Raw genomic sequence first — 24,012 nt, forward strand, 5'->3', positions numbered from 1 at the left:
GTGTACTTGCAGCACTTTGGTCTTCGGGAAATGCCTTTTGCACTGACCCCGAATACCGGATTCTTTTTCGCACTGGCGCCCCACGCAGAGGCGCTGCAAGTGCTGCAAACAGCACTGCAAACCGGTGAAGGTTTTATCAAGGTCACGGGTGAGGTGGGCACGGGTAAAACCCTGATTTTACGTAAGCTGCTCAATGACCTGCCGGCGCCGCTTCGCTGCGCTTATCTGCCCAATCCCTGTTTGTCGCCAAACGAACTGCGCTGGGCGCTGGCGCTGGAACTTGGCCTCAAATACTCCGCCAATATCGATCAGCAGCAGTTAACCAGCCTGATTCAGCATCAACTGATGGCACTGGCCGCCCATGGCCACAGCGTGGTGCTTATTTTGGATGAAGCCCAGGCTTTGCCACAGGAGAGTCTGGAAACCTTAAGGCTGTTCACCAATCTGGAGACAGAAAATCGCAAACTCCTGCAGGTGGTGCTCTTTGGTCAGCCCGAGCTGGATGAAAGGCTGGCAAGCCCTGAGCTCAGACAACTGCGGCAGAGGATCACCTTCAGCTACCGCCTCCGCCCCCTTAACCGCCAAGAAATTCATGCCTATGTGGCCCATCGATTAAGGGCGGCTGGATTAAGTGAAGGCGGGCTTTTTGATAATGTTGCCATCGCTGCCATTGCCAGGGCATCCAGAGGAATACCAAGACTTATCAATATCCTGGCCCATAAGTCGTTGATGCTGGGGTTTGGTGAGGGCGCAAAATGCATCGGGCGTCGCCAGGCGCTGGGCGCTATACGGGATACCGAAGATGCATCCCAACCCCTCTGGCCACGCTGGTTGCCGGTGCTGAGTCTGGGCAGCCTGATGGTGGCTGCCATGGGCTTGTGGTGGCACGGGGGCGGCTTATGAGCGTTATCAATCAAATGCTGAAAGATCTGGATAAGCGCGCCGAACCTCATCAGTTGCAAAAACTGCCTGCAGCAGTCGCCATTCCAGCGAGCAAAGCCCCCGGGCTGCCCTGGCGCTGGCTTGTCTTGCTGTCGCTGCTACTTATCGCAATCGCGCTGATGCTTTGGCACCTGAAAGCGTCCGATAGCGGAGATGCTGTGGCATTAAGTCCGATGAGTTCAGGCCAAAAGGCGCCTGTTCAATCTCAAGATTCGGCAGAGTCTGGGACGGCGCCTGCAAGCACATCCACGGCGAGCAATGCACAGGTAACGGCAGCACAGGTGACTACAGCACAGGTAACTACAAAAGCGGCGAGCAATGCGGTGGAATCCCAAACCCTGGCGTCCACGGATGCCAGGGGCGACACCGCGTCAGCTATGTCGACAGCGCAGGCAAGGGAGCCCGATGAATCAGCCCCAAACGTGACGCGGGATGGCGAGCACGAGATCTTGTCCGAGCCAGCCGCCGTATCAGCAAAAGCGCCTGCCATTCCCGAAACCTCTATGACAGGAGCTGCCGTTGGTTCAACAGCTAACGTGAAGTCGGTGCCGCCCGCGGCTGAACCTTCCGGTGCCGACATGAATACCAATACGCCGGCGCCCGGCAGCATGGCCGTAACCGAAGTGGTGCTGACACCGGCGGAGCAAGCCGAGCGCGCCATGCTAAAGGCCAATACAGCCAGAGATGCGGGAAAGCTTGATGAAGCGATAAGGCAATACGCCACGGCGCTCTCTTATGAGCCAGCGCGCCACGAGGCAAGAAGACAACTGGCAGCGCTTCATTATGGTCAGGGTAAACCAGGCGACGCCATTCAGCTGCTCCAGCGTGGGCTGGCGCAGTTTCCGGAGCAGTCGTCTTTTGCGCTGCTCCTTGGCCGTTTGTGGCGGGAGCAGGGTGACAAGCTGCAGGCAATGGCAGCCCTTCAATCAATTGGGGACACAGACCCCAAGGCGCGGGATAAGTGGCTGTTGGTGGCGGATATGGCCCGTGAAACACAGGACCATGCACTGGCCGAGTCGGCATACCTGAAACTCCTGGACTCCGGTATGGAAAGAGCCCAATGGTGGCTGGGGCTTGCCTACGCACAGGATGCGCAGGGCAAGGTTGCTGATGCCCGTCGTCACTATCAGCGTGCACTGGGCATCGCCGGGTTATCAGCCGATGCCCGCGCCTATGTAGAAAACAGATTAATGCAGTTGGGAGAGCGCCAATGAAACCAAAACTCAAGATGCGCCTTGGGGATTTGCTGGTATCGGAACAAATCATTGGTGAGGATCAGCTGACGGCGGCGCTGGCTCAGCAAAAGAGCACAGGCCGTAAATTGGGTCGCACCCTGATTGATATGGGGTATATCGCCGAGGATCAGCTGCTGAAATTCCTGTCTCAGCAGCTGAACATTCCCTATCTCGACATCAGTCGCCGTCCAGTGCCTCCGGCGGTGGTCAATTTGCTGCCTGAAGTACAGGCTCGCCGCTACCGCGCCCTGGCGATTGAAGACAAGGGGGATGCGGTAGTGGTCGCCATGAGCGATCCGGCTGATCTGCAGGCACTGGACAACCTTGAAGTGCTGCTGGCACCCAAGCGCCTTGAGCTGGTGGTGGCCCCCGAAGCTCAGTTGATGCAGGCCTTCGATAACCTGTACCGGCGCACCGAACAAATTGCGCAAATGGCCGGGCAGTTGGAGGAAGAATACGCCGCCGACGAGGCGTTCGACCTCGCCGCCCTGACTGCAGGAGACAGCGACAGTGAAACCACAGTGGTTAAACTCTTGCAGTCGATTTTTGAAGATGCGGTACAGATGCGGGCATCGGACATTCATATCGAACCCGGTGACAAATCGTTGCGCATTCGTCAGCGTGTGGATGGCCACCTGCAGGAAACCATACTGAACGAAGTAACCATAGCCGCGGCCCTGGTGCTTCGTCTTAAGCTTATGGCAGGGCTGGATATTTCCGAAAAGCGCCTGCCGCAGGATGGCCGCTTTCATATGGAAGTGAAAGGTCACAAGATAGACGTGCGTATTTCGACCATGCCCATTTACCACGGCGAGTCTGTGGTGATGCGTCTGCTTGACCAATCGGCCGGATTGCTGACCCTGAATGAAACCGGTATGCCGGATGCGATTTTGCAGCGGGTGCGCAAACAGATTAAACGCCCCCACGGCATGCTGCTGGTGACAGGCCCCACGGGTAGCGGCAAAACCACAACCCTCTACGGCATCCTGAGTGAACTCAATACCGCCGACCGCAAGATAATCACGGTGGAAGATCCGGTGGAATACCAGTTACCCCGCATCAATCAGGTGCAGGTTAACCACAAGATAGGGCTCGATTTTTCCAATGTGCTGCGCACCACACTGCGTCAGGACCCCGATATCATCATGGTGGGGGAGATGCGTGACCACGAAACCGTGGAAATCGGTTTGCGGGGCGCCCTGACGGGCCACTTTGTGCTCTCGACCCTGCACACCAACGACGCTGTGACCTCGGCGCTGCGACTCCTGGACATGGGGGCCGCCAGTTATCTGGTGGCCAGTGCGCTGCGGGTGATCATTGCCCAGCGTCTGGTGCGCCGTGTATGTCAAAACTGCGCAGTGGATTATCACCTGACCAGTCAGGACAAGGCCTGGCTGACCACGGTCAGCAAGGGAGTGGATTTGTCTCAGGCGCGTTTTCGCATGGGCACCGGCTGCCAAAGCTGCAGTGGCACAGGTTATCGTGGCCGTATCGGTATTTTTGAGCTGCTGGAGCTGGATGAGGCCATGGTGGATGCCATGCGCACCGGCAATCCCCAGGCGTTTGCCCACGCGGCTTACGCCAGCCCCAACTTTACCCCCTTGCTCATCTCGGCACTCAATTACCTGAAGCAGGGGATGACCACCATTGAAGAGGTCGCCAGGCTGGTGGAGGACGTCAGCGAAACCCAGATACCTCTGTCGCAGGAAATGGCCCAGTTTGATGGCGCAGGAGCCTGACAATGCCTGTCTATAAGTATCGGGGGCGCAATGCCCAGGGACAGCAGGTAACGGGGGAGCTGGATGCGGCCTCCGAGAATGCGGCCGCCGATCAGCTGCTGTCCCGTGCCGTGATCCCGCTGGAATTTCGCGAAACCAAACCCCGCGGCAAAGGCGTGAGCGTATCAAGCTTGTTTCGCCGCCGGGTCAGTCTGGAAGAGTTGCAGATTTTTACCCGGCAGATGTATTCGCTGACCCGCTCGGGCATCCCGATTCTCAGAGCCATTGCCGGGCTGAGTGAAACCACCCATTCCCAGCAAATGAAAGAGGCGCTGGATGATATTTCTGTGCAGCTGACCGCGGGCAGGCCTCTGTCATCGGCGATGAATCATCATCCCGAGGTATTCGATGCCCTGTTTGTATCCATGGTCCATGTGGGGGAAAACACGGGTAAGCTGGAAGATGTTTTTTTGCAGCTGTCGGGCTATCTGGAGCGTGAACAGGAAACCCGCCGCCGCATCAAGTCAGCCGTCCGATACCCCACCTTTGTGCTGATTGCCATCTCCCTCGCCATGGTGATTTTAAACATCATGGTGATCCCCAAATTTGCCGACATGTTTTCCCGATTTGGTGCCGAGCTGCCATGGGCGACGCGGATACTGATTGCAACCTCCAATTTTTTCGTCAACTACTGGTGGTTGTTGGCGCTGTTGGTGGCAGGGCTTATTGGCGGCCTCGCCTATTGGCATAAAACTGAACAGGGTGAAAAAAAATGGGATCAGTGGAAGCTGCATATGCCAGCGGTGGGCTCCATCATTGAGCGCTCGACCCTGTCTCGCTACTGCCGCAGCTTCGCCATGATGATGGGTGCCGGCGTGCCCATGACCCAGGCGCTGAGTCTGGTGGCGGATGCGGTGGATAATGCCTACATGCACGACAAGATTGTTGCCATGCGCCGTGGGATTGAGTCCGGCGAGTCCATGCTGAGGGTCTCCAACCACAGCAAACTCTTTACGCCGCTGGTACTGCAGATGGTGGCGGTGGGGGAAGAGACCGGTCAGCTGGAACAGCTCCTCAACGACGCCGCCGATTTTTACGAGGGTGAAGTGGACTACGACCTGAAAAACCTCACCGCCAAGCTTGAGCCCATTCTCATCGGAATCGTGGCCGGCATAGTGCTCATTTTGGCGCTGGGTATTTACCTGCCCATGTGGGACATGCTCAACGTGGTTAAGGGAGGCTGAATCTTGTTGCCACAGCGGGAAGCCGAAGGAGAGTTGATTGGTATCTATCGCCGAATGCTGGCGGTGATAGTGATGCTGTTGCTGCTGGCTGTGGTGGGGTTCAGGTACTTTTCCGGTTTGGAGTCGGTCGCATCCCACAGCATGGTGATGGAGCAGGGGCGCTTGCAAAATTTGATATCCATGGCGCGCTCCAAATGGTTGGGGCAGGGGCGGGGTGAGATACTCAAGTTGGAGTGGGAGCTGTTGGATAGAGACAAACCTGCAGCCCCTGTGCTGATCCATATGAGTGCCGCCGGCTGGCCGCAGCCGCCTCAAACAGATGCCATTGGTTGCCGGGCATTGTGGCAGCAGCTCTTGGGATACGGCACCGACGATTTAATTGATGTGTCTTTTGATACTGGCAGCGGCAGTTGCCAGTATTTGGGCGAAGCAGACAGTCTTATCAGCTACCATTTGGACACCGGAAAAGTGACCTTGGTCAACCATACTAATTAGCTGTTATATATGAGACTTTTCAAGACGAATTTAGCTGCTACAATGGGAAAATGGACGATTGGGGGCACCTATGAAAGCTAAACAGCAGGGATTTTCACTTATTGAGCTGGTGATAGTCATAGTTATCCTTGGGCTACTGGCGGCCACCGCCATTCCCAGATTTCTGAATATTACCGACGAAGCAGAAGCGGCCAGTGTGGATGCGGTGAGTGGTGGCTTGGTTACGGCGGTGAGTTTCGTGCGTGCCCAGTGGGAAATCGACGGTCGCAACAACGACTATGTGTTGCTGGATGGCGCTCAAATCGGCCTCGATAAGCGCTTTGGTTATCCGACAGGCGACAATAATGTGTCAGCCACTGACATGACAGACGCCACCTGCCAGCAGGTATTTAACCTGATTTTACAAAGCACGCCCCGTAATGTGCTTTACACCCAGGATGCCCGTAAGCAACGTTATACCGTGAGGGCTCTTGGCGGCGCGGGTGGCAGCAGCAACGACCTCAATGGTCAAACGGTCAATGGTCTGGATTTATGTGTGTACCATCAGGTGTCATCACTGACACTTGATCCCAACAGCGGCATTGCCAACCCGGTACCGGATTTGACGACACCCGGTGCCTCCGGCATTACTTATAATCCGGGTACCGGCAAGGTGCTCAGCTTCACCAACCCCTGAACATCAGGCAAGTTAATTTCACAGAAAGGTAAGAAAGCATGAAAAAACAGCAAGGTTTTACCCTGATTGAGTTGGTGGTGGTGATCATCATCCTGGGCATTCTGGCAGTAACGGCAGCGCCTAAGTTTATCAATCTGCAGTCTGATGCGAGAGTTAGTGCTCTTAGTGGCGCAAAGGCCGCTATTCAGGGAGCAAACTCTTTGGTGTATTCGCGTGCAGCCTTGGCTGGTGTTGAAAGAAGTGCCAGCAATGCAACACCTGCACCGTCCGTGGATATTGGAACTGGTACTCCAGCGGTAACTCATTTCGGTTACCTTCAGGCTACTGAGGCTGAACTGGAAAACGCTCTGGAGTTTGACTTCGATGCTGGTACCAGCGCCACAGATCCTACAGTTGCCAATGAGACTGCAGCCGAGTGGGTGATCTTTTCTGCTGCTGGGGTGGCAACGATTTGGCAGAAAGGTTCGCCTGCAACATGTCGATTTACCTATACCCAAGCAACTAGCCAAACGGTGGGGCCGGTCTTCAGTGCCATGCCGGATGCCGACGACTGCTGATAAGAAAGGCCTGCTTCGCAGGCCTTTTAGTTTAAGGTAAATAGTCAAGGTCTGAAATTTGCCTTATGGCACAAGTTGTTGGAAACTTGGATGACCTAGTATTGCAGGTGAGCGCTGGATGCAGTCACGTCATTCTCTATCTCGGGGATTCACCCTGGTCGAGCTTGTTACCACCATCATCCTGATAGGGGTTCTGGCGGTAGTGGCTATTCCGCGTTTGTTATCTGCCTCTTCCTACAGTGCCTACTCCCTTCGTAATGAATTTATGGCTGAGCTGCGTAAGGCGCAGCTCTTTGCCATGAACAATACCGATCTTTGCATCCGCGTAGCCGTATCCCGTGACCAGGGGTATCGCATCGAGCGTTATCAAGGCCGCACCGCAAATCAATGTTCCGGAGCTCAGGATTCGGCGCACGAGCAGCCCTGGCAGAGTTTTCACGGGGGCAGTGAGCTTGCGCTGCTTGCCGGTGGAGCCCGCAGTTTCAATCTGGACTTCGACTCCCTCGGGCGACTGCCGGCAACGGGCTGCAGCGGCGATTGTATCCTGGCAGTTGCCGACGAAACTTTGGTGCTGGCGATAGAATCCGAGGGCTATATTCATGCCCGCTAACGTCAATAAGGGTCCTAAGGCTTTGAAGCGCACTGGCGGGTTTACCCTGGTGGAGCTGGTGGTTGGCATGTTGGTGCTGGCCATTGCACTGGTCCTGCTGTCAAGCATGCTCTTTCCCCAGGCCGACCGGGCCGCCATGACGTTGCAGCGGGTAAAAAGTGCCGAGCTGGCACAATCTGTACTCAATGAAATTTGGGGTAAAAGGTACGACGAGCACAGTAATATCAATGGTGGTGTGCCGGCCTGCGGCTCTCCCTCGGGCCAGACCTGCAGCACTCAGATGGGGCCGGAGGGGGAAGGTCGCAACGACTTTGATGATGTGGATGACTACCACGCACTGGATGAAACCCAGTTGATGCTGAACTCCAGCCAGCGCTATCTCGACCGCTACCCCGGCTTTAAACTGGCGGTGGAGGTCAGCAGCGCGGCGCCTGAGGTGAATAAACTTATCGCCATCCATGTCACCACACCTCAAGGAGAAGTGATCACTTACCATGCCGTAAGGAGCAACTACTGATGCGGCGCGCTGCGATTGGGTCAAGAGCCCGGGGGTTCACCCTGGTGGAATTGGTCACAGTGATCCTGGTGCTGGGGGTATTGGCCGTGGGTGTGAGCAGCTTCATCATCTTCGGCACCCGCATTTTTATCGAGTCGTCGGCCGTCGAGCAGGTCACAGGTGAGAGCCGATATGCCATAGAACGTCTCACCCGGGATATTCGCCGCGCACTGCCCGGTAGCCTGCGACTCGGCGCTGGCAATAACGGGAGCGATAGCTGGCAATGCCTCGAAATGGTGCCTATCGCGGCGAGCAGCAGCTACCTGACATTGGCCATATCGCCGGATGCCGCGGCGCAGCAGGCCAAAGTCATGGGCGATGGAGCCAGCACCGGCATTACCGCGGGGCAAATGGCCCATGTTTACCCTCTGATTGCGGCAGATGTTTACCCGCTGCCGGCCGGGGATACCGGCAAGCGCTTTGCCGTGCAGTCTGTGGTAGAAGGGGCCGATTCGCTGGAAGTCAGCTTTGATAAGCCGGTACGCTTCAGTCAGGGCTCGCCCAGCCGCCGTATCTACTTCAGTCAGGACGTGGTGAGTTATTGTTTCATCGAGCAGCTCACCAACCGCAACATCAGTTTGTGGCGCTTCAGTGGCTATGGACTCAGTGCTGTGCAGCCCGGTGTGCCGGCCATGAGAGCTGCAGGGCGCTCGGCGCTGATGGCCAACGCCGTGACTACACCTGCTCCCATAACGCTCTTGGCATCCACCCTGATAAACAATGCCATGGTACAACTGGACGTGGGCTTTGCCGTTAACGGTGAAACCTTTCACTATCAACATCAGGTGCATACAGCCAATGTTCCCTAATTTATCCAGGCGTTCCAGGCAACGCGGCAGTGTGCTCATCATAGGGATCTTTGTGATCACAGTGATGTTTTTGCTCGCGGCGGCGCTGATCCGGATGGTCAGTGATGCCGATGAAGCCCTGACGCTGGAAGTGTGGGGCACCCGCGCGCTGGCTTCGGCCAACAGTGGCGCCGATGCCGCCATGGCGAAGTTATTCCCCATAAATGGGGGCGCCCCTGTGTGCAACAATACCGACAGCTGGACACCGCCAGCCGTGGTGGGATTTCACAGCTGTGTGGTCAATCTGTCCTGTCGCAGTTTCAGTGCCGAGGGGGTGACCCAGTATCTCGTCGTCAGTCGTGCACACTGCGAAAGTGGTGATCTGAGAGTGAGCCGAAGTGTGGAGGTCAGTGCCCGTGCCATACCTTAGACTCCTGTTAATAGCACTGCTTTGTTGGTTACCCCAGGCAATGGCGGTGCCACTTTGCTCCGATATTTTTACCAAACCACCTACGGGTCCCAATAATCCCGGTATGCAGCCGCCGCCCAACTTGCCTTCCAAGGCAGGAAACTTTACCTGCTATACCCAGGGGAATAATCGCCATTGCTCAAGAAGCGACGCTTTTGGCCCCGGTGACTTCAACTTTGCCAATGGTGATTTTGAAAAAGGCTTTTACCTGGCAACCAATGGTGCCACGACCCGGCTTTACTTTGACAATCTCACCCTGAAAAATACGAGCATCCATCAGGGTTATAATCCTTCACATCTCATCGTCTATGTGCGGGGAAATCTACACATAGAGGGGCACAACTTTTTCAAAGGCATCCTGTACGTGGAAGGCAACATTATCATGTCGGGCAATGCCACTATCAGTGGCGCATTGGCCGTTCACGGGAATGTTCCCTCGGGAGGGAACTTCACACCGATTATCGACCTTGGTGTCATTGATGATGCCGACTTCGGCGGTATGTGTGACAAACAACAAGCGGTGCAGATTGACCATTTTTTGCTGAAATATTCCGAAAGCCCTCTGACCTGTAAAGCCGAGACTGTCACCGTCCTGGCCTGTAAAAATGGCAGTTGCAGTGAGTTGGTCACAGACCCGGTCAGCGCCACCTTAACCGCCGCCAACGCCGTAACGGGTTGGGAAGGCGGCAACAATATCAGCTTGGTGAATGGCAGCGGCCAAAAGCGGCTTTGGCATACTGTGGTGGCGCCGCCCGTCACCATAGGTGTGGGCAGCTCTTCACCGGTGGCAGTGAACCCGACTCTGTGTCAGCGGGGAAGCAGCACGCCCAGCGTGGCCGCCTGTACCTTAGCCTTTGCCGACAGCGGGCTCTTGTTTGATGTGCCGGATAAGCTGGCTGGCAAGGCCGCCAGCGTTACCCTGAGCGCAGTACGTAAAGACGAACAGTCACAGCGCTGTGTTCCTACCTTCCAAAACACTACCAGGCAGCTGGCATTCTGGAGCGACTACCTCAGTCCTGATGCAGTAGCCTTGGTGGGTAGTCCGAAAATGACAGTTGAGAGCAGCGCTATCGGCACCAGCGTCCAGAATGCGACTTCTATCCCCCTGAGTTTTAACAGCCAGGGTGAGGCCACCTTGAGTGTGAATTATCCGGACGCCGGCCAGCTTGCCCTCAATGCCAGATATCTGGGTGGCGGCAGTGAAGGGAATTTGCAGCTGGATGGCAGCGACAGCTTCGTAAGCTTTCCTGTGGGGTTGTGTGTCAAAGCCAAAGACCCGCTGGCGAGCTGCCCGGCAGGGGATGCCACTTGCGCCGCCTATCGCAAAACCGGCGACAGCTTTGATTTGCTCATCTCGGCCCATGCCTGGAGCTCAGATACTGACAGTGAATATTGCGATAATTCAACAACCCCCAATTTTGAGATACAGAACATCACCCTCGGCAGCACTCTGGTGGCGCCAGTGGGTGGCAGCGAGGGGGTGACAGGCACTGACAGCTATTCCCATAAGGCCCAGGCAAGCGCCAACGAAGTCAGCCAAAGTATTAATGAGGTGGGTGTATTCCGCTTCAGCGCCCAGGCGCCGAATACCTACCTTGGCAGCCTGTTTTATCGCATTCCGCTGGCTCTGTCCGGCAATATTGGCCGCTTTGTACCAGCGAGCTTTGCACTGAAGAATGTCAGCCTCATCCCAGCCTGCGGCCTGCTTAACTCGCCCAGTTTCAGTTATATGGGGCAACCCACCCCGCTGTCGATGCAGCTCGAAGCACATAATCATCAGAATCAGGTGACAATGAATTACCGGGATGATTTTGCCAAAGGCAATGCGGTATTGGCGGCGGAAAACAACAATGATGGCAGTGATTTGTCTGCCCGGTTGAGCGTTTTGGCAGGCTCTTGGTTAGCGGGTGTCATGGAGTTTGACAGCACGTCGACATTCGTTTTCGAACGCACCAGTGCCCCCGGCATGGATGGCCCCTTTGAGCAGTTGGATATTGGCCTCTGGGTAGATGATATGGACGGTGAGCTCTCCAGGCTGGCGCCGCTGGATATGAAGCCCGGCAGCATCGGTGACTGCAGTGTGATGCCCGGTGGCTGCAGCGCCCAGCGACTGGGCACTGTGCCCATGCGCCACGGCCGGGCAGTGCTGGAGAACACCTACGGCCCTGAAACCGATATATTGCGTATGCCTGCCTATGCCCAATACTGGAATGGCAGCGCCTGGACCCTGTCCACCGAGGACAGCTGCAGCATAGCCTCAGTACCTTTAAGTGTTCAGGTGGATAACCCAGCTCTGGGATATTTGTATCAGCCCGGATTGGTTGCAGGGCAAAGTATCGATCGCAGCGCCACATCGGCAAGCTTCAGCCAGGGGCAGTTGCCACTCTTTTGGCAGGCTCTGGGTAGCCCTGGCTACCGCGGGCAGGTGACAGCCCCGCTGGATGTGCCGGATTGGCTGCATTGGTACTGGAATTGGAGCGGCAGCGAGCCGCAAAATCTCAGCGATCCTCGGGCCAGCGCCTATTTTGGCCGTTACCGTGGCGACGATCGCATTATTTTCTGGCGCGAGATCAATTGACGATTGCGGGGAATTTGACGCTCGAACAGGGCTAAATCCAGTCCGCTTTGGCGTGAAAAACTGCCGCATTTTTCATCACCTTACTTTAGGTTCAAAAAAAATCACTTCATTAGCGATTGTTAACCTCCCCAGTCTTGTGGAATCAGGGTGGCATTGATAAAGTTAGCTGATTTTTCTTTTCTCTGGCTCCTCTCAGAAAAACAGGCTGGTTACATGTTCAAAAAGCTGCGTGGCATTTTTTCCAATGATCTTTCGATCGACCTGGGTACCGCCAACACCCTTATCTATGTGCGTGAAGAAGGCATTGTCCTCAATGAACCTTCGGTGGTGGCAATTCGTAACGAACGCAACAGCTCAGGGCAAAAGTCCGTGGCTGCTGTGGGTACCGAAGCCAAGCTGATGCTCGGACGTACCCCTGGCAACATTCAGGCGATCCGCCCGATGAAAGACGGTGTAATCGCCGACTTTTACGTGACTGAGAAGATGCTGCAGCACTTCATTAAGCAAGTTCACAACAACAGTTTCTTTCGCCCAAGTCCCCGGGTGCTGGTGTGTGTGCCAGTAGGAGCCACCCAGGTGGAGCGCCGGGCCATCCGTGAATCAGCCATGGGCGCCGGTGCCCGCGAAGTGTATCTGATTGAAGAGCCAATGGCGGCCGCCATCGGTGCCGGCTTGCCGGTATCTGAAGCCACAGGTTCCATGGTGGTGGACATTGGTGGTGGTACCACCGAAGTGGCCATCATCTCCCTGAACGGCGTGGTGTACTCTTCTTCTGTTCGTATTGGTGGTGACAAGTTTGACGATGCCATCATCAATTATGTGCGCCGCAACTACGGCAGCCTGATTGGCGAGGCCACCGCCGAGCGTATCAAGCACACCATAGGTACTGCTTACCCAGGCGATGAAGTACTGGAAATCGAAGTACGCGGCCGTAACCTGGCCGAAGGTGTGCCAAGAAGCTTTACCCTCAACAGCAACGAAATTCTCGAAGCCCTGCAAGAACCGCTGTCTGGTATCGTCAGTGCCGTGATGGTGGCGCTGGAACAGTCTCCACCGGAGCTGGCTTCCGATATCTCCGAGCGCGGCATGGTGCTGACCGGTGGTGGCGCGCTGTTGCGCGACCTCGATCGCCTGCTGATGCAGGAAACCGGCATCCCTGTGATGGTGGCCGAAGACCCGCTGACCTGCGTGGCACGAGGCGGTGGCAAGGCCCTTGAAATGATCGACATGCACGGTGGCGATCTCTTCTCTGAAGAAAATTAACACCACAGGTGAAAGAGGCGGTAAGGCTACCGCCTCCTTTGTTTTATGAAGCCTATTTTTGTTCGCGGCGTCTCCAATCAATTCCGGCTGACACTGGCAATTATTTTGTCGGTGTTGCTTATCGTGGCCAACGATCGCCTCACCCCAGTGCGTCACTCCATGGCAACCCTGCTCAGTCCACTGCAATATCTGGCCAATGTCCCCGGCGACATGCTGGATGGCTTTGCCGAAATGCTGGCCACCCGCACCATGCTGGAGCGCCAGAATGCCGAGATGCTGCGTCAGCAGCTGATGATGAGCGAGCGCTTGCAGCGCTTTGAGCATCTGCGCCAGGAAAACGAACGCCTGCGCACCCTTTTGGGTTCGCCGCTGCATATGGATGCCCGCAAGATGGTGGCCGAGGTGATGGAAGTGGCCAGCGATCCTTTTCATCAGCAAATCGTTATTAACCGCGGTACCCAGAATGGCGTCTATGTGGGCCAGCCTGTGCTCGATGCCCAGGGTATTGTGGGGCAGGTGGTTGAGGTCAGTGCCATTACGGCACGGGTGCTCTTGATGTCAGACACCAGCCACGCCATCCCCGTGCGTATTACCCGCAACGATGTGCGCATGATAGTGAATGGGACGGGCGAGCTGGACGAAGTTGAACTCAGGCACGTGGCCAAGAGCACCGATGTGAAAGTGGGTGATCTGCTGGTGACTTCGGGCCTTGGGCGCCGTTTCCCTGAAGGTTACCCCGTCGCCCGGGTTACCGTGGTCGAGCGTGACGATGCCCAGTCCTATGCCAAGGTGATGGCGCAGCCGCTGGCGGCACTGGACCGTATTCGTTATTTGCTGCTGATTTGGCCCGATGCCGGAAATAACCCTGTGAATACCGAAGCCGTTGAGGGTACAGCCGCCGACGCGGCCGACGCGCAAACGCAGGATGAGCCTGTCACAGAGGCCGCCCCAACCGCCGCTGAGGAGGCCCAATGAGACTGCAGGCCCCGAATCGCCGCATTGTGGTGTGGCTGACCCTGTTTGTGGGGGTATTGTTTCAAATCATGCCGCTGCCGGATCTGGTTGCCCCATGGCGCCCGGACTGGCTGCTGCTGGTGCTCATCTATTGGACCATGGCCTTGCCCCACAGATATAACATTCTGACCGCCTGGATTTTGGGGGTGGTATTGGATGTCTTGCTGGGCGCAACACTCGGGGTCAGGGCGCTCGCCTTTTCGCTGGTGATTTACGTGGTGGCGCTGCATTTCCAGCGGATGCGTAACTTCACCATCTGGCAGCAATCTTTGTTGGTTGCATCCCTGGTTGGGGTGTTTCATCTGGTGGTGTACTGGCTGCAGTACGTGCTGACCAAGGCCACTTACTCCCACGCCATCTTTTGGCCTGTGTTGTCCAGCCTCGTTATCTGGCCCTGGGTGTTCTGGTTCCTGCGTCGGGTGCGCCGCCGTTATAAAGTGAGATAAATTTCATGACTCTGGTGCTGGCTTCCCAGTCACCCCGTCGCCGTGAGCTACTGGCTCAGGCGGGCTTGGGTGTTGAGGGATTTTCCTTTGAGCGCGTTAATCCCGATATCGATGAAACGCCTTTGGCCGGTGAGCCGCCGGCGAACTATGTGGCGCGTCTTGCGGTCGAAAAAGCAAAGGCCGGGTTGGCACTTTGTGGGCACATCAATGGGCCCGTGGTGCTGGGTTCAGACACCATAGTGGTGCTCGATGGATTGCTCCTTGGCAAACCCGGCGACAAGGCCGAAGCCGTTGCCATGCTGAGCGCACTCTCCGGCCGTGAACATCAGGTCATGACTGCGGTGGCCCTCACTGACGGTGACCGTACGTTATGCGACACTGTGACAACCAAGGTGCGCTTTGCCACCTTGTCTTTGCAGGATATTCAGGCCTATGTGGACACGGGTGAGCCCATGGATAAAGCCGGTGCCTATGGTATTCAGGGGCTGGGTGGTGTCTTTGTGGAAGCCATCGACGGCAGTTACAGCGCCGTAGTTGGGCTACCTTTGGTGGAGAGTCGCCGTTTACTGGCTGCATTTTCGCTGATTTAAGCTACATCGGCCCCAATCGATTAACTGACTTTCCCTGAGGGGGAACCGTGAACACTGTGAGTAACTCCAGTCAGAAAAATCCGCGCAAGATTGGCTCTGAGCTTTTGATTAACGTCACCCCCAATGAGGCCAGGGTCGCGCTGGTGGAACACGGGGTGTTACAGGAAGTTCATATCGAGCGCCGGATGAAGCGCGGTCTGGTGGGCAACATCTACAAGGGCAAAATCAGCCGGGTCCTCCCGGGGATGCAAGCGGCCTTTGTGGACATAGGCCTGGATAAGGCCGCGTTTTTACATGCCTCCGACATCATGCCCCACACCGAATGCGTGGCCGATGTGGAAAAGGGCAACTTTGTGGTGCGTGACATTGCCGAGCTGGTGCGTCAGGGCCAGGATATCATGGTGCAGGTGGTGAAAGACCCCCTCGGCACCAAGGGTGCGCGCCTGACCACAGACATCACGCTGCCTTCCCGTTATCTGGTATTCATGCCCGGCTCTGCCCATGTGGGCGTGTCCCAGCGTATTGAATCTGAAGATGAACGAACCCGCCTGAAAGACGCCACGCTGCCCTTTGTTGACGAGGACGGCGGCTTTATCATCCGCACCGCGGCCGAAGGTGCCGGTGCCGAAGAGCTGGCACAGGATGCTGCTTTCCTGCGGCGGGTCTGGGCCAAGGTGACAGAGCGGCGCAAGCGTAAAGGCAGCTCACTGCTGTATCAGGATCTCGCCTTGCCGGTGCGTATCGTGCGCGACTTTGTCGGCACGGATCTGGACCGTATTCAGGTGGACTCCCGCAGCACCTTCGAAGAGCTCAAACATTTCGCGCAGGAATTTATGCCGGAGTTTGAAGAAAAAATTGAGCTCTACAGCGGCAGCGTGCCCATATTCGATCTCTACGATGTGGAAAATGAAATCCAGCGAGCCCTGGGGCGCAAGGTGGAACTCAAGTCCGGTGGCTACCTGATTATCGACCAGACCGAGGCCATGACCACTGTGGACATCAACACAGGTGCCTTTGTTGGTCATCGTAATCTCGAAGAAACCATCTTCAACACCAACCTCGAGGCAACCCAGGCCATTGCCCGGCAGCTGCGGCTGCGTAACCTCGGCGGCATCATTATCATCGACTTTATCGATATGCTCAGCGAAGACCACCGTCAGCGCGTGCTGTCGAGCCTGACGTCGGCCCTGGCCCACGACAGGGTAAAAACCAATGTCAGTGGATTCTCCGGACTGGGACTGGTGGAAATGACCCGCAAGCGTACCCGTGAGAGTCTCGAACATGTGCTCTGCGGCGAGTGCCCCGCCTGTAAGGGCAGCGGTTATATGAAAACGGTGGAAACCGTCACCTACGAAATTTTCAGGGAAATCATTCGCCTCAATAAGGCCTATGATGCCGATGAATTTTTGGTGTACTGCGCACCGGCGGTGCACACTTGCCTGAGCGGCGACGAGCACCACCATGTGGCCGAGTTGGAAGTCTACATTGGCAAACGGATCCGGGTGCAAATGGAACCCCTGTATGCCCAGAACAAGTACGATGTGGTAATGGTCTAGTGGCAGCATTCTGGCGTCCGGCCGCTCTGGGCCGGATTTGTGGATTAACGCTGGCAACCTTACTGGTGCTGTTTGCACTGGGGGTCAGTCTCATCCGCAGCCTGCTGCCGCAACTGGAACAAGCCCGTGACAAGGTCACAGACTACCTGTGGGAAAACTACCGCATCGAAGTCAAGGTCAGCCGTCTGGCGGCCGAGTGGCAGGCCTTTGGGCCTTCGCTGACCGTTGAAAACCTGATATTGCCTCCCCAGGAAGGGCTGCCGCTCACCCTGATTATCAAGCGCACCGACATCAAACTGGATTTTTGGCAAACCCTGCTGAGCCGTGAAGCCACGGTGGAGCATGTGGCCTTTGAAGGGGTTCAGATTGCATTGGATCTGGATGCCATGGGCAATGAGGGCGCCGCTGAAACCGCCCCGGCCAGCAAAGACAGCACCAGAGTAATAGATTGGCTGTCGCCTTTGCTGCTGGAACAGTTACAGCAATTCGCCCTGACCGACGCAACAGTGCAGCTCAAGAGCAAACATCATGATTTTCGGCCCATTTATGTGGGGGATTTGCGCTGGTTGAATCTCGATGGCCGCCACAGGGCAGAAGGTTATGTGTACCTGGACGACATCGCATCGGTATCCGAGCGTTTGTCGCTGCAAATCGATTTAAAATGGGACGGTGCAAAGCCCGAAAGCATTCATGGGCAGCTGTATCTGGCAGCACGGGCGCTGGACTTGGGTGAGTGGGCAGCCCGTCAGCCCAACCCGTTCAACGAAGCCGAACCCTTACCCTTGAGCGGTGTGGTTAATTTCGAAGCCTGGGCCGATGTGGCCAACCTCAGTTTGATGTCGGCACAGGTGCAATTTGCCCCTTCTTTCCTGCAGTGGCCAGGCCCTGAGCAGCAGCAGGTATTTGCCATCGACGGTGGCAGCCTGGTGTTGCAGCGCCATGGTCGTGGCTGGTTGTTTGGCAGCGACAAGCTGGCACTCGTGAGCAACGATAAGCCCTGGCCCGAGGCCAGCATAGAGGCTAGTTACGATGGCGCCCAATTGCGGGCGAAGTTGGACGCCTTGGATCTGGCGGCCTTGTCTCCCCTGTTCCCACTCGTTCCGGGTCTCACCAGCGATGGCTTGAAAACGATGCTTGCCATGGCCCCCCAAGGGCAATTGCAGGACATGCGCCTGCACTACACTTCACGGCAAGATGTAGCACACCCACTGGCTGTCAGTGCCCGGGTAAGCGGGCTCGGATGGCAGCAGACGGGGTCGATTCCCGGGCTTAAGCAACTCGATGCCCGGTTGTTTTTTGATGGTGAACTGCTGCGCGCTTCACTGCCGGCCCAAACGCTCGAAGCCGGCTTTGGCTCCGAGGCCTTTAAAGCGCCGCTGGCATTTCATACCCCGGGGATGGAGCTTGGGTTTGATGTGACCGAAAACGCGCTGCTTGCCCCCTCGGTGCAGCTTGAGAATCCTGATTTGGCAGTGGATGCCGCCATGAAAATGGTGTTCAGCCAACCGGCTCATCTGGCGCTCAGCGCCGGTGTTGAGGTGCGTGACGCTGCCCGTGCCGGTTACTATTTTCCCCGCGCCGCCATGGGCAACGACCTGGCCGACTATCTGGAAGGGGCGATTATCACTGGCCGCACCCGGGATGCAGCCGTGGTGTGGAATGGTGCCCTTCAGGATTTCCCCTATCGGGACAACAGCGGCATTTTTCAGGCGGGCTTTGTGATGGACCAGGCCAGTTACGCCTTCCAGCCCGACTGGCCAGCCGTGACGGATTTGTCGTTGCGTGCTCTGTTTGAAAACCTGCGCATGGATATCTGGGTGGATGAAGGCAAGCTCAAGGCTGTCGATGCCGCCGGGGCCCATGTGTATATTCCCGAAATGAGCGATAAAACCGTACTGCATGTGGAGGCGGCGCTTGCCACCTCGGGACCTGATGCTACCGCCGTGCTGAAGGCATCCCCGCTGAAGCATTCGGTGGGCGCCGTGTTGGATGTGGTTAAGGTGCAGGGCGCGGTGAAAGGGGATCTGGACCTTGTCATTCCTCTCTATGCAGGCGGTAAGGCTGATATTCAGGGGCTGGTGCTCTTTGATGATACCCCCGTTTACATCGACACCCCGGGCGTGCAGCTCAACCGGCTCAGGGGTGAGCTCAGGTTTGCCAATGACAGGATTGAGGCCGAGGGCCTCAGCGCTCGTCTTTTCGGTCAGCCATTGAGTCTGGATGTGTTTGGCGCAGATGGCGCCAATGGTTACAGGGTCGATACCAAACTCAAGAGCGGCTGGGATCTTGCCTCCCTGCCGTCGTCACTGGACAACCCCCTCAGTGATTTTTATGCCGGCGTTCTGGCATGGCAGGGCACCCTGGGGCTGACTCTGCCCAGGAACGGTGGTTTTGATATAAAGGCCCAGGCCGAATCGAGCCTGCGCAACGCCGAGCTTACATTGCCGCCACCCTTTGCCAAAAGCGCTGGCGTGCCCATGCCGCTGAAACTGGACCTGCAGGGGAACGGTGACGGCCTGACGCTGGATGTGTATCTGGACAACAAGGGGCATTTTTCCGGCCATATTCTGCCATCGAGCGGTACCATGGATAGCTTCCTGCTGACACTGGCCGATAGCCTCGGCGCTCCCGAAAGCGTCGGCGTGTCCGAAAAAGCCCGCGATTCTGAAAACTCCACGGCTCCTGAAAACACAAGTGCTTCAGAAGGCGCGGGCGACGGCACCATCACCGCGGCAAACGCCAACCTGATTCAGACGGCTGCTGAGGCCACTCCGGCCGGGAAGGCGACACAGGACACGGAGCCCGATGCCGCACAGTCAGCCTCAGAATCGCCAGTGACCGCCCTTGCACAGAGTGCCCGTTCTGCTGCCGGCGGTCGCCTCGATGTTACACTGCGCGAGGCGAGCTTTAATGACTGGCTGCCAATCATCATCGGATTTGTGGACTCAGGCACAGAGGCGGTGCCAGCTACCACTCCCGCTAATCAAGGCCCGGCGTCAGACTCAAGATCACCCCTCGATGCCGATGTGCAGGCCGAGGGCTTCTTTCCAAGGCTCCGGGGCATTTATGCCGACATTGGCGAGCTGACTCTCTTTGGCCAACCTCTGGCCAATGCACGGATTTTTGCCAGACCGGAAGACGGCCTCTGGCGCATCAGTACCGACGCCAATGAGTTCAGCGGCGATATCGACCTTTTCCCCGATTGGCACAGCGGCGGCATTAAACTCAGGGCCAGCAAGTTGTATTTATCGCCCGAGTTTGCCGAGGCCGAAGCCAATGCCCTCGGGGATGAGCAGCTCAGCAGTAACTTGCCACCCATCGCGGTGGATGTGGATGACTTTCGTCTCTACGACAGGGCCCTGGGGCACCTGGTGCTGCAGGGGCAGCCGGAATCTGGTCGCTACAATTTTCAGACCCTGTCGCTCTCATCCGGCGCTGCGACCCTGAAGGGGCAGGGCGACTGGTTGATGGACGTCAATCAAACCCGCATGGAGTTCAGCCTTAAGGCAGATAAGTTTGATGCTTTGGCACAGCAGCTGGGCATTACCCCGGGTATCAAGGATTCGCCTCTGGATATCAGCGCCGAGCTATACTGGCTGGGAGCCCCCCACGAGTTTGATCTTGGCACTCTCAGCGGTGGGGTTAAGTTTGCGCTCGGGAAAGGCAGCCTGACCGAGATCAGTGACAAGGGCGCGCGTATCTTCTCCCTTTTCAGCCTTAACTCGCTGCTACGTAAGTTGTCTTTGGACTTCACGGACGTATTTGGCAAGGGCATGTTCTACAACAGCTTTGCCGGAACACTGGAGCTGGACAATGGTGTGGTTAAAACCCGTGACACCGAGATGGATGCCATCGCAGGCAACATGAAGGTACGCGGTTTTACCGACCTGACCACCCAGAGCCTGAATTACGACATTCGCTTTGTGCCCCAGCTGGCGTCCAGTGTGCCAACCGTGGTGCTGCTAAGCACCAGTGCCTGGACCATGGGGCTTGGTGCCTTTGCCCTCACCAAGGTATTGGAGCCCGTGATTGAAGTTATTTCGGAGATTCGTTTCCGCCTCTCAGGCACCATGACGGACCCTGTGCTCGAAGAGTTGGAGCGTAAGAGCAAGGAAATCGAAATTCCCGAGTCGGTACTGCCAAGACCAAAAGAAGGTGCTGCAACACCGTCTTCAGCTGACAGTGCTGCGCCTGTGGAGCAAGCCGGGCCAGAGCAGGCAGTGCCTGAACAGGCAACCTCCGAATCCTCACCTGAGCCAGCGCCGGAGCAAAAGCCTGAGCCCGAGCCCGAGCCAAAGCCGGTACCAGAGCAGAGCGAAGAGAAAGAGACTCAAACCTCGGCCGTGCCTGTAACCGCCGAGCCAGAACCCTCGTTGCAGTTGTCCGGCGCGTCCAAGCCGTTACAATTTAGCCAATACCTACGCAGTGGAGAAAAGCATGCAGGTCAGTTTGCTGCAATGCCAAAGCAGTCGGGATGTTCAGGCCAATCTGGCCTTTATCGAATCGCAGCTTGAGCGACTGCCAAGAGTGGCCGGCGAGCCCCAATTGGTGGTGCTGCCCGAGTGCTGCTTGCTGTTTGGCGGCCATGAGAGTGAGCAGCTCGCCTGGTCCGGTGAAGATGAGCCGCTGAAACAGGCACTGGCGGCATTGGCGGCCCACTTTGGGGTGTATCTGGTGGCGGGCACCGTTCCCGCCCGCAGTGGCGATGGTCGGGTTTATAGCCGATGCTATGTATTTGATGACGCAGGCACTGTGCTGGGGCACTACGAAAAAATCCATCTGTTCGATGTGGATGTGGCCGATGGCACCAAAACCTATCGCGAGAGCGACACCTTCTGCCCCGGTGATAATCTGGTGGTGGTAGACACCCCCTTCGGTAAACTGGGTCTCGCTATTTGCTACGATGTGCGCTTCCCCGACATGTTCCGCGCATTGAGACTGGCGGGCGCCGAGATAATCGCACTGCCTGCGGCCTTTACCAGGGTGACAGGTGAAGCGCACTGGGAAATACTGCTCAAGGCACGTGCCATCGAGAGCCAGTGCTTTGTGCTTGGCGCCGCCCAGTGGGGCGCCCACAACACCGGCAGCCGTGAAACCTGGGGCCAGAGCATGATAATTGACCCCTGGGGGCGCACTGTGGCCGAGCTTGCCCAAGGCACAGGTTGGGTGCAGGCGAGGCTCGACAGGGATGAACTGGCCAGGGTACGTACCGCCATGCCGGTGGCCAGCCATGACCGTTTTAAGGCCCCCGAGCTGCTGCCTGCGAAAGCCGGTAAATAACTACAGAATTTTATTAGGGAAAAGAGAAACCAGATGCCGTTTTTAACCCAAGTTGAACAGAGCCTGCTCGCCAACAACCTGAGCCTGGATAACCTGGCTGAGTACCTTAAACTCATCCACAGCCATAAGGTGGACTTTTCTGATCTCTATTTTCAGGGTAGCAGGCACGAAACCTGGGTATTGGAAGATGGCATCATCAAGGAAGGCTCCTTCCATATCGAGCGTGGTGTGGGCGTGCGCGCCATCAGTGGCGAGAAAACCGGATTCGCCTATGCCGACGAAATCACCCCGGCCGCCCTCGAAGCGGCAGCGCTGGCGGCACGCGGCATAGCGCAGGTGGGCAGCGATTATCAGGTTAAAGCCTGGAAGCGCCAGGGTGCCAACACCCTGTACGACAGTGCCGACCCTATAGCGGCCATGGAAGAAGCCACCAAAATCGCCATGCTGCGTCAGGCAGATGCCTATATCCGCAGCCTCGATTCCCGCATCATTCAGGTGGTGGTGAGTCTCTCTGCCGTGCATGAAGAAATTCTGGTGGCGGCAAGTGATGGCACCCTTGCCGCCGATATTCGTCCGCTGGTGCGCTTCAACTGCTCGGTCATTATGGAAGAAAACGGCAAGCGCGAGCGCGGCGGCGCCGGTGGCGGTGGTCGCCACGATTTTGCCCCGCTCTTTGCCAATGACGACAGCGGCATGCCGGTGTGCTTTGCCTTCGCCCGTGAAGCCGTGCGTCAGGCCCAGGTGAATCTCACCGCCGTGGATGCTCCCGCAGGTGAAATGTCTGTGGTGCTCGGCCCGGGTTGGCCGGGTGTGCTGCTGCACGAAGCTGTGGGTCATGGTCTGGAAGGCGACTTTAACCGCAAAGGCTCCAGTGCCTTCAGTGGCAAGGTGGGTCAGCAGGTGGCATCCAAGCTGGTGACCGTGGTGGACGATGGCACCCTGCCCGGCCGCCGAGGCTCTCTCACCATAGATGATGAAGGTGTGCCAAGCCACCGTACCGTGCTCATTGAAAACGGTATCCTGAAAGGCTACATGCAGGACAAGCTGAACGCCCGCCTGATGGGCGTCGCGCCCACAGGGAACGGTCGCCGAGAGTCCTACGCCCATCTGCCCATGCCACGCATGACCAACACCTACATGACAGCCGGTCAGGACAACCCCGCCGATATCATCAAGTCGGTGGAAAAGGGCATTTACGCACCCAACTTCGGCGGCGGACAGGTGGACATCACCTCGGGCAAATTCGTGTTCTCGGCCTCCGAAGCCTACCTGATTGAAAAGGGCGAAATTACCCGTGCCATCAAGGGGGCGACCCTGATTGGCAACGGCCCCGAGGCCATGAGCCAAATTTCCATGGTGGGTAGCGATCTCGAGCTCGACAAGGGCGTGGGTGTGTGCGGCAAAGACGGCCAGAGCGTGCCCGTGGGTGTGGGCCAGCCGACACTGCGTCTCGACCGCCTGACCGTGGGTGGCACCGCCTGAGGCCTTGCCACTCGTTCAGGCTATATTGATTTAGCAGGGCGGTACTGATTTCTAAAGGCGATCTGGGGATCGCCTTTTTTATTGGCCGCATCCTGTCAATCAGTCTCGCGGCAGATATGCTGTGCGCACCATGTGACTTCAGGGCATCATTTTGGCACTCGCATGCTCATTCTCGGATCCCGGTAACTGACCCAGGTCAATTACCTCAGGGGAAAACTGCTCTAAGGTTGGCTCGCATCTCCAATCGGAGAAACCTGAGCTTGCAGGAAATCCGGGCCAGGAAAACCAAAGCGAGGACATCAAAATGAGTTGTTGTGGTGCATGTGGCGGACAGGCTGAGCAGAGTAAACCGGCAAATAAACCGGATGCCAAGGCAAATAGCGGTGAGACAGCCAAGGGCGAGCCTGTGGATGCAGGGCAGGTGGCCCTGAGTGAGATGCCGGAAGCTCAAAGCCCAGTGCAGGCCTATCGCCCCTGAACGAATGCGGGCATCAGCCATATATAAAAAAGCCT

The 24,012-nt window shown here is 57.0% G+C and carries 21 protein-coding genes; all 21 read left to right on the forward strand.

What is annotated here, in order from left to right:
* The 21 genes from JQC75_RS02170 to JQC75_RS02270 all read left to right on the forward strand — a co-directional run bounded on the left by JQC75_RS02170 (position 1) and on the right by JQC75_RS02270 (position 23,977).
* Positions 1–903 carry an ExeA family protein gene (locus JQC75_RS02170; RefSeq protein WP_203325872.1) on the forward strand — a complete coding sequence of 301 codons (903 nt, stop codon included), beginning with the start codon at positions 1–3 and terminating at the stop codon, positions 901–903.
* A complete protein-coding gene (locus JQC75_RS02175) occupies positions 900–2,156 on the forward strand; it encodes a tetratricopeptide repeat protein (protein ID WP_203325873.1) in 1,257 nt (418 codons plus the stop codon). Before JQC75_RS02170 ends, JQC75_RS02175 begins: the two co-directional genes overlap by 4 nt.
* Positions 2,153–3,916, forward strand: coding sequence for a GspE/PulE family protein (locus JQC75_RS02180; protein WP_203325874.1), 1,764 nt, complete (start codon positions 2,153–2,155; stop codon positions 3,914–3,916). The genes JQC75_RS02175 and JQC75_RS02180 overlap by 4 nt, the downstream gene beginning before the upstream one ends.
* 2 nt (positions 3,917–3,918) lie before the next feature.
* Positions 3,919–5,139 (forward strand): type II secretion system F family protein, encoded by a 1,221-nt coding sequence (locus JQC75_RS02185; RefSeq protein ID WP_203325875.1) that lies wholly within the window; start codon positions 3,919–3,921, stop codon positions 5,137–5,139.
* A gap of 3 nt (positions 5,140–5,142) precedes the next feature.
* Positions 5,143–5,634, forward strand: coding sequence for a hypothetical protein (locus JQC75_RS02190; protein ID WP_203325876.1), 492 nt, complete (start codon positions 5,143–5,145; stop codon positions 5,632–5,634).
* Positions 5,635–5,704: 70 nt separating this feature from the next.
* A complete protein-coding gene (locus JQC75_RS02195; protein ID WP_203325877.1) occupies positions 5,705–6,310 on the forward strand; it encodes a pilin in 606 nt (201 codons plus the stop codon).
* Between the two features lie 38 nt (positions 6,311–6,348).
* Positions 6,349–6,867, forward strand: a complete 519-nt coding sequence (locus JQC75_RS02200; RefSeq protein WP_203325878.1) for a prepilin-type N-terminal cleavage/methylation domain-containing protein — start codon at positions 6,349–6,351, stop codon at positions 6,865–6,867.
* A gap of 118 nt (positions 6,868–6,985) precedes the next feature.
* Positions 6,986–7,477 (forward strand): pilus assembly FimT family protein, encoded by a 492-nt coding sequence (locus JQC75_RS02205; protein WP_203325879.1) that lies wholly within the window; start codon positions 6,986–6,988, stop codon positions 7,475–7,477.
* Positions 7,467–7,994: a prepilin-type N-terminal cleavage/methylation domain-containing protein gene (locus JQC75_RS02210; RefSeq protein ID WP_203325880.1), complete on the forward strand. Its 528-nt coding sequence runs from the start codon at positions 7,467–7,469 to the stop codon at positions 7,992–7,994. Before JQC75_RS02205 ends, JQC75_RS02210 begins: the two co-directional genes overlap by 11 nt.
* A complete protein-coding gene (locus tag JQC75_RS02215) occupies positions 7,994–8,842 on the forward strand; it encodes a PilW family protein (RefSeq protein WP_203325881.1) in 849 nt (282 codons plus the stop codon). The genes JQC75_RS02210 and JQC75_RS02215 overlap by 1 nt, the downstream gene beginning before the upstream one ends.
* The gene (locus JQC75_RS02220) at positions 8,832–9,251 is read left to right on the forward strand and encodes an MSHA biogenesis protein MshP (RefSeq protein WP_203325882.1); all 420 of its coding nucleotides are present in this window, start codon (positions 8,832–8,834) and stop codon (positions 9,249–9,251) included. Before JQC75_RS02215 ends, JQC75_RS02220 begins: the two co-directional genes overlap by 11 nt.
* A 103-nt stretch (positions 9,252–9,354) precedes the next feature.
* Positions 9,355–11,868 (forward strand): DUF6701 domain-containing protein, encoded by a 2,514-nt coding sequence (locus JQC75_RS02225; protein ID WP_203325883.1) that lies wholly within the window; start codon positions 9,355–9,357, stop codon positions 11,866–11,868.
* A gap of 213 nt (positions 11,869–12,081) precedes the next feature.
* On the forward strand, positions 12,082–13,131 hold the full coding sequence (locus JQC75_RS02230; protein WP_011758587.1) for a rod shape-determining protein: 1,050 nt from the start codon (positions 12,082–12,084) through the stop codon (positions 13,129–13,131).
* Between the two features lie 45 nt (positions 13,132–13,176).
* A complete protein-coding gene (mreC, locus tag JQC75_RS02235; RefSeq protein ID WP_203325884.1) occupies positions 13,177–14,106 on the forward strand; it encodes a rod shape-determining protein MreC in 930 nt (309 codons plus the stop codon).
* A complete protein-coding gene (mreD, locus tag JQC75_RS02240; RefSeq protein WP_203325885.1) occupies positions 14,103–14,591 on the forward strand; it encodes a rod shape-determining protein MreD in 489 nt (162 codons plus the stop codon). Before mreC ends, mreD begins: the two co-directional genes overlap by 4 nt.
* 5 nt (positions 14,592–14,596) lie before the next feature.
* A complete protein-coding gene (locus JQC75_RS02245; RefSeq protein ID WP_203325886.1) occupies positions 14,597–15,181 on the forward strand; it encodes a Maf family protein in 585 nt (194 codons plus the stop codon).
* Positions 15,182–15,270: 89 nt separating this feature from the next.
* A complete protein-coding gene (gene rng, locus JQC75_RS02250) occupies positions 15,271–16,737 on the forward strand; it encodes a ribonuclease G (RefSeq protein ID WP_203327095.1) in 1,467 nt (488 codons plus the stop codon).
* Positions 16,737–21,251, forward strand: a complete 4,515-nt coding sequence (locus JQC75_RS02255; protein ID WP_203325887.1) for a YhdP family protein — start codon at positions 16,737–16,739, stop codon at positions 21,249–21,251. Before rng ends, JQC75_RS02255 begins: the two co-directional genes overlap by 1 nt.
* On the forward strand, positions 21,175–22,017 hold the full coding sequence (locus JQC75_RS02260) for a carbon-nitrogen hydrolase family protein (protein ID WP_203325888.1): 843 nt from the start codon (positions 21,175–21,177) through the stop codon (positions 22,015–22,017). Before JQC75_RS02255 ends, JQC75_RS02260 begins: the two co-directional genes overlap by 77 nt.
* Before the next feature lie 33 nt (positions 22,018–22,050).
* Positions 22,051–23,499 carry a metalloprotease TldD gene (gene tldD, locus JQC75_RS02265; RefSeq protein WP_203325889.1) on the forward strand — a complete coding sequence of 483 codons (1,449 nt, stop codon included), beginning with the start codon at positions 22,051–22,053 and terminating at the stop codon, positions 23,497–23,499.
* Positions 23,500–23,803: 304 nt separating this feature from the next.
* On the forward strand, positions 23,804–23,977 hold the full coding sequence (locus JQC75_RS02270; protein ID WP_203325890.1) for a hypothetical protein: 174 nt from the start codon (positions 23,804–23,806) through the stop codon (positions 23,975–23,977).
* The last annotated feature ends 35 nt before the right edge of the window (positions 23,978–24,012 follow it).

This window comes from Shewanella litorisediminis, from assembly GCF_016834455.1.
Lineage (GTDB): Bacteria > Pseudomonadota > Gammaproteobacteria > Enterobacterales > Shewanellaceae > Shewanella > Shewanella litorisediminis.